Source organism: Pedococcus sp. (assembly GCF_036000045.1).
In the GTDB taxonomy this organism is placed as follows: domain Bacteria; phylum Actinomycetota; class Actinomycetes; order Actinomycetales; family Dermatophilaceae; genus Pedococcus.
Genome location: NZ_DASYGF010000036.1, coordinates 1 through 10,037, shown reverse-complemented (window position 1 = coordinate 10,037; position 10,037 = coordinate 1). Strand labels below are relative to the sequence as shown.

The 10,037-nt window shown below is 69.0% G+C and carries 8 protein-coding genes; 6 read left to right on the top strand and 2 right to left on the bottom strand.

Features of this window, described 5'->3' with window-relative positions:
• Positions 1–973: C2 family cysteine protease (locus tag VGN50_RS06635; protein ID WP_327443921.1), on the top strand; the 973-nt coding region annotated here is incomplete at its 5' end.
• Between the two features lie 15 nt (positions 974–988).
• Here VGN50_RS06635 and glgA read toward each other — a convergent pair.
• Positions 989–2,176 (bottom strand): glycogen synthase, encoded by a 1,188-nt coding sequence (gene glgA / locus VGN50_RS06630; protein ID WP_327443920.1) that lies wholly within the window; start codon positions 2,174–2,176, stop codon positions 989–991.
• A 62-nt stretch (positions 2,177–2,238) separates the two neighbouring features.
• On the opposite strand from glgA, the gene glgC reads away from it, so the two are divergent.
• A complete protein-coding gene (gene glgC, locus VGN50_RS06625; protein WP_327443919.1) occupies positions 2,239–3,492 on the top strand; it encodes a glucose-1-phosphate adenylyltransferase in 1,254 nt (417 codons plus the stop codon).
• Positions 3,489–4,307, top strand: a complete 819-nt coding sequence (locus VGN50_RS06620; protein WP_327443917.1) for an LLM class F420-dependent oxidoreductase — start codon at positions 3,489–3,491, stop codon at positions 4,305–4,307. Before glgC ends, VGN50_RS06620 begins: the two co-directional genes overlap by 4 nt.
• A gap of 738 nt (positions 4,308–5,045) precedes the next feature.
• On the opposite strand, the gene VGN50_RS06615 is transcribed toward VGN50_RS06620, so the two are convergent.
• Positions 5,046–5,357, bottom strand: coding sequence for a hypothetical protein (locus VGN50_RS06615; protein WP_327443916.1), 312 nt, complete (start codon positions 5,355–5,357; stop codon positions 5,046–5,048).
• 578 nt (positions 5,358–5,935) lie between these two features.
• Here VGN50_RS06615 and serB point away from each other — a divergent pair.
• The 3 genes from serB to cphA form a co-directional block, all read left to right on the top strand.
• Positions 5,936–7,174, top strand: coding sequence for a phosphoserine phosphatase SerB (gene serB, locus VGN50_RS06610; RefSeq protein ID WP_414694571.1), 1,239 nt, complete (start codon positions 5,936–5,938; stop codon positions 7,172–7,174).
• Between the two features lie 9 nt (positions 7,175–7,183).
• Complete coding sequence (locus VGN50_RS06605) at positions 7,184–8,053, top strand: cyanophycinase (protein ID WP_327443914.1); 870 nt, start codon at positions 7,184–7,186, stop codon at positions 8,051–8,053.
• A gap of 82 nt (positions 8,054–8,135) precedes the next feature.
• On the top strand, positions 8,136–10,037 hold a 1,902-nt coding region (gene cphA, locus VGN50_RS06600; protein ID WP_327443912.1), incomplete at its 3' end, for a cyanophycin synthetase.

The window sequence follows — 10,037 nt, the reverse complement described above, 5'->3', positions numbered from 1 at the left end:
GACAGACCCGAAGCTGCCGGTGAGTCCGGTGAGCCCGGTGGCGCCCGTGGAGCCCAAGGCGGGCGTGGGAGCGCCCGAGGGAGTGGTCCTCAAGACGCCGGTCCTCAGGCCGCTGCCGGTTCTGCGGCCGATCACGGTGCCCATCCCGGTGTGGTGGCCGCCCTTCCCCCTCACCGATCTCAAGTACGGGATGCTCGGAGAGTTCATCGTCGACGTGCCCTCGGCGACGGCTCCGTGGCAGGGAGCGCTGGCCGACTGCTGGCTGATCTCGGCGATGGCGTCGGTGGCGTGGTGTCACTCGGATGCGATCTCCGAGCGCACGCTCAAGGACGGCAGCGGCGTGGTGGGGGCCAGCGGCGCGGACTACGAGTTCACCTTCTATGCCGCGCCGGACTGGAGCACCGGCCGGACGCTGTCGGTCAAGGACGACCTCCCGGAAACGGCCGGCGGCGACTACATCTACGCCTGCTCGACCGTTCCCGGTGAGACCTGGCCGGCCAACATCGAGAAGGCGTTCATCGGGATGCGCGGAGCCACCGGTTTCCTGGAGCCGTCGAGCACCAACTACGCCGAGCTCAACTACGGCGACCCGGCGTGGGCGGTGGCGTCGCTGGTGGGGCGCCCGCCGTGGTACCACGCCGCCAACGCCACCGACGCCTGGGCCACCATCAACGCCAACTGCTCGGGCGGCCGGGCCACGACGCCGATGACCGCGTGGACCTATGGCACGGGCTCGGCGACGATCAGCTATGACGGCAGCGGGATCGTGGCCAACCACGCCTACTCGCTGCTGGGCACGATGACCTCGGGCGGGAACGACTACGTGGTCCTGCGCAACCCGTGGAGCTGGCACGAAGGCGTGCTCAACACGCTGCCGGGGAGCTTCCAGGGTCTCACCCTCCCCGGAGGCGGGGTGTTCGCCCTGCGCATGGACACGTTCAGTCAGTACTACGCGACGTTCGGCGGCGCCTAGGGGACCAGGCGGCGCCTAGGGGAGCAGGCTGCGGTACACCCCCAGCGTCTGATCGGCGATGGCGGGCCAGGCGAAGTGATCGATCACGCGTCGCCGGCCCGCCTGACCCATCATCTGGGCCAGCTCCGGGTCGGCGATGAGCGCGTTGACCTTCTCGGCGAAGGCGCGGGCAAAGCCTTCGGGATCGATCGGGTCGATCTCGCCGGGCGCCTGCTCGAGGGGCACCAGAAAACCGGTCTCGCCGTCGTTGACGACCTCGACGATGCCGCCGGTCGCCGAGGCGACGACCGCCGCTTCGCAGGCCATCGCCTCGAGGTTGACGATGCCCAGCGGCTCGTAGATGGACGGACACGCGAAAACCGTTGCGGCAGAGAGCAGAGCGATGACCTCGGCCCTGGGGAGCATCTCCGCGATCCACACCACGCCCTGGCGGGTCGCCCGCAGCTCGGTCATGAGGGACTCCACCTCGGCCTGGATCTCCGGGGTGTCCGGCGCGCCCGCGCACAGCACCAGCTGCACGTCGGGCGGCAGCTGTGCGGCCGCGCGCAGCAGGTAGGGCAGGCCCTTCTGGCGGGTGATCCGGCCGACGAAGACGACGGCCTTGCCGTCCGGGTCGACACCGTGCCTGCGGACCGTGTCCGGGTCGGGGCGACGCTGCCAGAGCTCGGAGTCGATGCCGTTGTGCACAACCTTGACACGCTCGGGGCTGATGCTGGGATAGCTGCGCAGGACGTCCTGGCGCATCCCCTCGCTCACGGCGACCACTGCGGCGGCGGCCTCGTAGGCGGTCCGCTCCATGAACGAGGAAAGCCGGTACCCGCCGCCCAGCTGCTCGGCCTTCCACGGCCGCATCGGCTCGAGACTGTGCGCCGTGACGACGTGGGGCATCCCGCCCAGCAGCGAAGCGACGTGTCCGCCGAAGTTGGCGTACCAGGTATGTGAGTGGACCAGGTCCGCCCCGACGCAGTCCCCTGCCATGGCCAGGTCCACGCCCATGGTCTGCACAGCCGGGTTCGCGCCGCCCAGATCCGGCAGGTCGGCATACCCGCTCGTGCCGTCCTCGGACACCGGTGAGCCGAAGGCGCGCACCCTGGTCTCGATGTCGCCGCGCTCGCGCAGTGCACGCACGAGCTCCGCCACATGCACCCCGGCGCCGCCGTAGATGTTGGGCGGGTACTCCTTGGTCAGCACGTCGACTCTCACGTTCGCGAGATTAGTCCTGGGATGGGGTCGCCGCGAGAGCGCGCATTCCCTAGGGTCGGCTCATGCCGTACAGACGGGGTGCACCCAAGGTCCTGGCCATCGTCCTCGCAGGCGGAGAGGGCAAACGGCTCATGCCGTTGACCGCCGACCGCGCCAAGCCGGCCGTGCCGTTCGGTGGCATCTACCGGCTCATCGACTTCGCGCTGAGCAACGTCGTCAACAGCGGGTACCTCCAGATCGTTGTGCTGACGCAGTACAAGTCTCACAGCCTCGACCGCCACGTCACCAAGACCTGGCGCATGTCGAACATGCTGGGCAACTACGTGGCGCCAGTGCCGGCCCAGCAGCGCATCGACAAGAACTGGTACCTCGGGTCGGCGAACGCGATCTTCCAGAGCCTCAACCTCATCCACGACGAGAAGCCCGACATCGTCGTGGTCGTGGGCGCTGACCACGTCTATCGCATGGACTTCTCGCAGATGGTGGCACAGCACATCGAGACGGGGGCCGGCGTCACGGTGGCTGCGATCCGCCAGCCGATCTCGCTGGCCGACCAGTTCGGTGTCATCGAGGTCGACGACGATGACCGGCGGAAGATCGCTGCCTTCAAGGAGAAGCCCAAGGACGCCAAGGGCCTGCCCGACTCTCCCCACGAGGTGCTCGCCTCGATGGGCAACTACGTCTTCGACGCCAACGTGCTGATCGAGGCGGTCACCCAGGACAACGACCGCGCGGGCAGCAAGCACGACATGGGTGGCGACATCGTGCCCGCCTTCGTCGATGAGGGCCGGGGCTACGTGTACGACTTCAAGGACAACGTGATCCCGGGCGCCACGGAGCGCGACCAGGCCTACTGGCGCGATGTCGGGACGATGGACTCGTACTGGGAGGCCCACATGGACCTCGTCTCCATCCACCCGGTCTTCAACCTCTACAACTACCAGTGGCCGATCTACACCGACTACGGGCCCTACCCGCCGGCCAAGCTGGTCCACGGCGCCGGCGGCAAGTTCGGCGAGGCGCACAACTCGGCCGTCTCCCCCGGTGTGGTCATCTCCGGCGCGACCGTCACGAACTCGGTGCTCTCGCCGCGCTGCCACGTCCACAGCGGCACGACGATCGACGACAGCGTCCTGCTCGACGGGGTCGAGGTGGGCCGCGGCTGCGTCATCAAGCGGGCCATCATCGACAAGGGCGTCACGGTGCCCGAGCACACGACGATCGGGGTCGACCACGAGAAGGACCGCGCCCGCGGCTTCATGGTCACCGAGTCGGGGCTCACCGTCATCGCCAAGGGCCAGGCGGTCGCCCCATGACCGCACGACCCATCCGGATCGGCGTCCAGCTCCAGCCCCAGCACGCCGACTACCGGTCGATCCGTCGCGCCTGTGCCGAGGCCGAGGAGATCGGCGTCGACGTCATCTTCAACTGGGATCATTTCTTCCCGCTCTACGGCGAGAAGGACGGGGCGCACTTCGAGTGCTGGACGATGCTCGGCGCCTGGGCCGAGGCGACCGAGCGCGTCGAGATCGGCGCGCTGGTCACCTGCAACAGCTATCGCAACCCGAACCTCCTTGCTGACATGGCGCGCACGGTCGACCACATCAGCGACGGCCGGCTCATCCTGGGCATCGGCTCCGGCTGGTTCGAGCGGGACTACGACGAGTACGGCTTCGAGTTCGGCACGGCGGCCGGACGTCTCGACGCGCTCGCGCACAGCCTGCCGCAGATCAGCGACCGCTGGGCCGTGATCAACCCACCGCCCACCCGTCCCATCCCCGTCCTCATCGGTGGTGGAGGCGAACGCAAGACGCTCAAGATCGTCGCGCAGCACGCCGACATCTGGCATGGGTTCGGCGGCCCGGACACCATCGCCCACAAGCACACCGTCCTCGACGAGTGGTGCACCAGGGTGGGACGCGACCCCGCCGACATCGAACGCTCGGCCGGCGTCTCACCCAAGCCCGGCCGCCTGCCCGAGGACGTCGCGGACTACGTCGCCGCCGCCGAGGACCTGTATGCCGTGGGCACGCGCCTCTTCACTGTGGGCGTGGGCGGGCCGCGGTACGACCTCGCGCCGTTGCGTGACCTGGTGGCCTGGCGCGACTCCCGTAACGGCGAGGGCTCGTAAGTGCCTAGGCGGACGAGTCGGGGCGCTCCGCCCTGACTCGTCGCCAGCGCCGCGCACCCAGTGCGGATGCCCTGACGAGCACCCAGAGGACTGCGAACAGCAGAGACTCCGACCTGCTTCCGGCGGCAGAGAGAAGAGCGTGGGCACGAACGCAAGGGCCCCAGAACTACGAGGAGCGTCGCTGCCTCCTTGGCGAACATCTTCACGCTCGGCCCTCTTCGGGCTGCTCAGTGTCGGATCGAACTCACCCGGTCGGCCACCTCTGCGGCTGCGGGACGACACGAGGGTCATAGCAAGCAGCAGCACGATGACGATCGAGACGAGCTCGAGCGAGCTGATCCCTCCAACACGACCGAACGCCGCTACCCCCCGAGCCCGGTGAGAACCAGGGCTGCCGCCAGTGGCCACCATGGGCCGGGGTGACGCCGGGCGGGGTCCGTCGCGATGACCCAACCCGGACGCCGACTTTCGCCCCGTTCCTGAGACTCACCCATGGAAGCTCATGCCCCCGCCACGGGCGCCGATGCTCCCGAACACAGTGCCAAGGACCAACCATGCGACCGCGATCGCCCAGAACACTGCCTGGAACCTTTGATGCCTCATGGAGACTGCGGCTGCGACGGCCGCCAACAGACCCACTCCCGGGTGGAGCAGCCCTACCAGAAGGACCAGGCCAACAAGCCAGTATCTCCGCGTTTCACGTCGCTCCTCGTGGTCGCGGTGGACGTTCCCCACTTCTCAGCCTCCGAGCGAGACGCCGGATGAATACGAGGTCCCGTCATAGTGGACGTACGTGCGCATGATCAGCTCGGCGCTACCGATACATCCGACGCGGACAACGCACTCCTGGAAGTTCGCCTGGGCGACGGTGGATGCACCGCCGTTAGTCCGGTTGTTGTAGGCGTACCAGCCCTCTGCGAACTCCCCCCAGGAGCTGAAGGACCACCCGCCCAAGGCCCCCAGTGAGGTGACCGACTCTGATTTGGACGACCACGCGTAGGTCACACTGCTGCCGTTGTAGCAGAAGTTCGTGACCAAGCTGGCAGACATGATCCTTCCGCCCCACACGTTGTTGATCCATTGGCTCCGCGATACCCACCCCGAGGAGCCAGAGCAGCTCGAGCCCACGGACATCGGGAGCGCCATGCCCTGGGGCAGCGTCGCGCCGCCATGCGCCTCAGAGGATCCGGAGCTCACTCCCACGGCACGAGCCAGGCTTGGATCTTCGGACACCTTCCGAGCGACTGGTGCGCTGGCCCCCCGCGAAATGAGCGCCCGGTAGACGGTGGCCTTCTGGCCAGCCGTCAGCGCGGACACGGATGGCGCAGCCCACACCGTCGATGCCTGGCTGAGGGCCACAACCGTGGCCGCGGCAATGACACCTGCGATCCTGCGGTGGTTCATATCTGCTTCCCCTCCCTGCGCCCAGCCCCCCGTCCCTGCTGCACTGTCGTGGTGCCAACGAACGGCGGTCAACGCGTCATTCGAATCTTGAATGTGCGCTTCCCTTCCCCAGGGGCCTGGGTGTACAAGCCACTGCCGAGCGACTCCAGGGCCGAGCGGAGGACAGTCCGGTCGGATGGCGAGACTGCGGTGGAGCAGCGGACCCGCGCGGATATCGTGGCGCCGTGCCCGACCTGATCGCTGCCGATCCCCGCACCCTGCTGGTCACTATCAGCGGTGAGGACCGTCCCGGTGTGACGAGCGCCTTCTTCGATGCCATCGCCGATGTCGGGGCCGAGGTGCTCGACCTCGAGCAGGTCGTCGTGCGCGGCCACCTGACCCTGGCCATGCTCCTGTCCGCCGGCGAGGTCGAGGAGCGGCTGCGCGAGGTCGTCACGTCCGTCGGTCGCGACCTCGACCTGAAGGTGAAGGTGAAGGACGGCCACGGTGACAGCGCGCGTCGGCGCACGGGCCGGGCCGCAGTGGTGATCCTGGGCAGCCCGCTTCGGGCGAGCGGGGTCGCGGCGATCACTGCTCGGATCGCCTCCCATGGTGCCAACATCGACCGTATCCGGCGCCTGTCCCGCTACCCGGTGACGACCGTCGAGTTCGACGTGTCCGGTGCCGACGTCGACCGGCTCCGGCGCGAGCTGGCGCTCGAGTCCAGCGTGCACGGTCTCGACATCGCCGTCGCCGCCGGTGGTCTGGCCCGCCGCGGGCGCCGTCTCGTCGTCATGGACGTGGACTCGACCCTCATCCAGGACGAGGTCATCGAGCTCCTCGCCAGTCACGCGGGCCGCGAAGCCGAGGTGGCGGCCGTGACCCAGGCCGCGATGCGCGGTGAGCTCGACTTCGCGGAGAGCCTGCGGCAGCGGGTCGCCGCGCTCGAGGGTCTGCCCGTCTCGGTCCTGGACGACGTCCGCGCGGCCGTGCGGTTCACGCCCGGAGCCAGAACCCTGGTTCGCACGCTCAAACGGCTCGGGTTCACGGTCGCGGTCGTCTCCGGCGGCTTTATCGAGATCGTCGCCGACCTCGCACGTGAGCTCGACATCGACCATGCCCACGCCAACCGGCTCGAGGTGCGCGACGGCATACTCACCGGGCGGGTGCTGGGCGACATCGTCGACCGTCCAGGCAAGGCCGCGGCCCTGCGCCGGTTCGCCCAGGAGGCCGGGCTGCCCCTGTCTCGAACCGTCGCCATCGGCGACGGTGCCAACGACCTCGACATGCTCGAGGTCGCCGGCCTGGGAGTCGCGTTCAACGCCAAACCGGTCGTCCGGGCCCAGGCCGACGCGGCCGTCAACGTGCCGTACCTCGACGCGGTCCTCTATCTCCTCGGCATCACCCGGGAGGAGATAGAGGAGGCCGACGAGGCCGACGGCACGCCGACCCCCGCTCCCCCGCTGACCCCCTCGGACTCCTAGGCTGTCGCAATGGCTCCCTCGAGAACCGCGGCGCGGCGCAGGCACCCCACGCTGTTCATCATCGGCGGCGCGGAGGACCGTGTCGGGAAGGCCACCGTCCTGCGCCGGTTCGTGCGGCTCGCCGGAGGTCGCAGCGCGCGCATCGTCGTCATCCCCACCGCGTCCTCGTTCCAGGACGAGGTCGTCGCGGCCTACACCGAGGTCTTCACCCGGCTGGGAGCCCCCGAGCCGTCCGTCGTCAACCCGCAGGACCGCGCCGAGGCTCACGACGAGGCGCTCGTGGCACTGCTCGACGATGCCACGGGCATCTTCATGAGCGGCGGCAGCCAGCTCAAGCTCAGCCAGCGCTTCCCTGGCACGCCGCTCGGCGAAGCGCTGCACCGGGCCCACGAGCGAGGCGCGGTCATCGGGGGCACGTCGGCGGGTGCATCGATCATGAGCCAGTTCATGATCTCCATGGGCGACGAGGGGATCACACCGCGCCAACGGCACAGCCAGCTCAGCGCGGGCCTGGGGTTGCTCGAGGGCGTCATCATCGACCAGCACTTCGCGCAGCGCTCGAGGTACGGCCGGCTCATGGCCATGGTCGCCGCGTCACCCAGCCTGATCGGCATCGGTATCGACGAGGACACCGCCATCGAGGTGCGTGGCCGACAGGTCTTCACGGTGCACGGCTCAGGAGCGGTGTTCGTCCTCGACTGCCGCTCCGCGGTGTCCGACGCCCCCGAGGCGCGGCGCGGTGCGCCGCTCATGGTCTCGGGAGCAGTGGTGCATTCCCTGCCCGCAGGCGCTACGTTCGACCTCGCCGAGGTGCGCCTGGTCGACTTCGTCGAGAAGCACGCCGACGCTGCAGTGGCCCTGGCAACCGCGAAGGCCTGACCACGAGGTCAGCGCAACCGACGGGCTGACGGGTACTCTCGACGCCCCGCCGAAGCCCCGGCCCGACCGCAAGGAGTGACCCATGGCAGAGCGTGCCACCCCCACCGGACCCGCGGCTCCCGAGCTCACCGTCGTCGAGGCGCGCGTCTACCGCGGCGGCAACATCTGGTCCTACAACCCCGCGATCCACCTCATCGTCGACCTCGGCGTCCTCGAGGACTATCCCACCGACACGCTCGAGGGCTTCACCGACCAGCTGCTCGAGCTGCTGCCCGGGCTCGAGAGCCACACCTGCTCGCGAGGGGTCAAGGGCGGGTTCGTGCAGCGCCTGCGCGAGGGCACCTGGCTGGGCCACGTCGCCGAGCACGTGTCGCTCCAGCTGCAGCAGGAGGCGGGCCATGACCTGCGCCGCGGCAAGACCCGTGCGGTCAAGGGCGTGCCAGGCCGCTACAACGTCATCTACGACTACAACGACGAGACGGTCGGGCTGGCCGCCGGCAGGCTCGCGGTCCGGCTGGTCAACCACCTCGTGCAGGCGGAGCCCGGCTTCGACTTTTCCGAGGCGCTGGACGACTTCCTGCGAGGGGCCCAGCGCGCTTCGTTCGGGCCGTCGACGGCAGCCATCCTCGAGGAGGCGGTGTCGCGCGACATCCCGTTCATCCGGCTCAACTCCGCCTCGTTCGTGCAGCTGGGGCAGGGCGTGCACGCGCAGCGGATCCGCGCGACGATGACCTCCAGGACCGGCGCACTGGCGGTGGACATCGCCAGTGACAAGGACATGACGACGCGGCTGCTCGCCTCGGCAGGTCTGCCCGTCCCCAAGCAGGAGATGGTCCGCAGCGCCGACGCCGCGGTGGCGGCGGCCCGTCGCATCGGCTTCCCCGTCGTCGTCAAGCCGCTCGACGGCAACCACGGCCGCGGCGTCTGCCTCGACCTCACCTCGGACGACGAGGTGCGCGCGGGGTTCGTCGTCGCCCAGGAGGAGTCTCGTCGTGGGTCGGTCATCGTCGAGTCGTTCGTCACCGGTCGCGACTACCGCTGCCTGATCGTCGGCGGCAAGATGCAGGCAATCGCCGAGCGAGTACCCGCCCACGTGGTCGGCGACGGCGAGCACACCGTCGCCGAGCTGGTCGACCTCACCAACGCCGACCCCCGCCGCGGTGTGGGCCACGAGAAGGTCCTGACCCGCATCAAGGTCGACGCCGCTGCCGAGGAGCTGGTCCGGAGCCAGGGCTTCGAGCTCCAGGACGTGCCCCCGAAGGACCAGATGGTCAAGCTCGCCTTGACCGGCAACATGTCGACGGGCGGCATCTCGGTGGACCGCACCTTCGAGGCTCATCCCGACAATGTCGAGATCGCCGAGGAGGCCGCTCGCATGATCGGCCTCGACGTCGCGGGGATCGACTTCATCTGCCCCGACATCGCCTCGCCCGTACGCGAGACCGGTGGCGCCATCTGCGAGGTCAATGCGGCCCCCGGGTTCCGCATGCACACCCACCCCACCGTCGGCGAGCCTCAGTACATCGCCAAGCCCGTGGTCGACCTGCTCTTCCCCCCGGGGTCGCCGTCGCGCGTACCGATCGTGGCCGTCACGGGCACCAACGGCAAGACCACCACCTCGCGCATGATCGCCCACATCTTCAAGGGGATCGGCCGCAAGGTCGGCATGACGTCGACGGACGGCATCGTCATCGACGAGCGTCTCGTCTACAAAGCCGACGCATCCGGTCCGCGCTCGGCCCGCATGGTGCTCCAGAACCCCCGCGTCGACTTCGCCGTGATGGAGGTCGCCCGCGGCGGCATCCTGCGCGAGGGTCTGGGCTACGACCGCAACGACGTCGCGGTCGTCACCAACGTCGCGCCAGACCACCTGGGAATGAAGGGAATCGACACCCTCGAGCAGCTGGCTGACGTCAAGGCGGTGATCGTCGAGGCCGTGCCGCGTGACGGGTTCGCCGTCCTCAACGCCGACGATCCCCTCGTC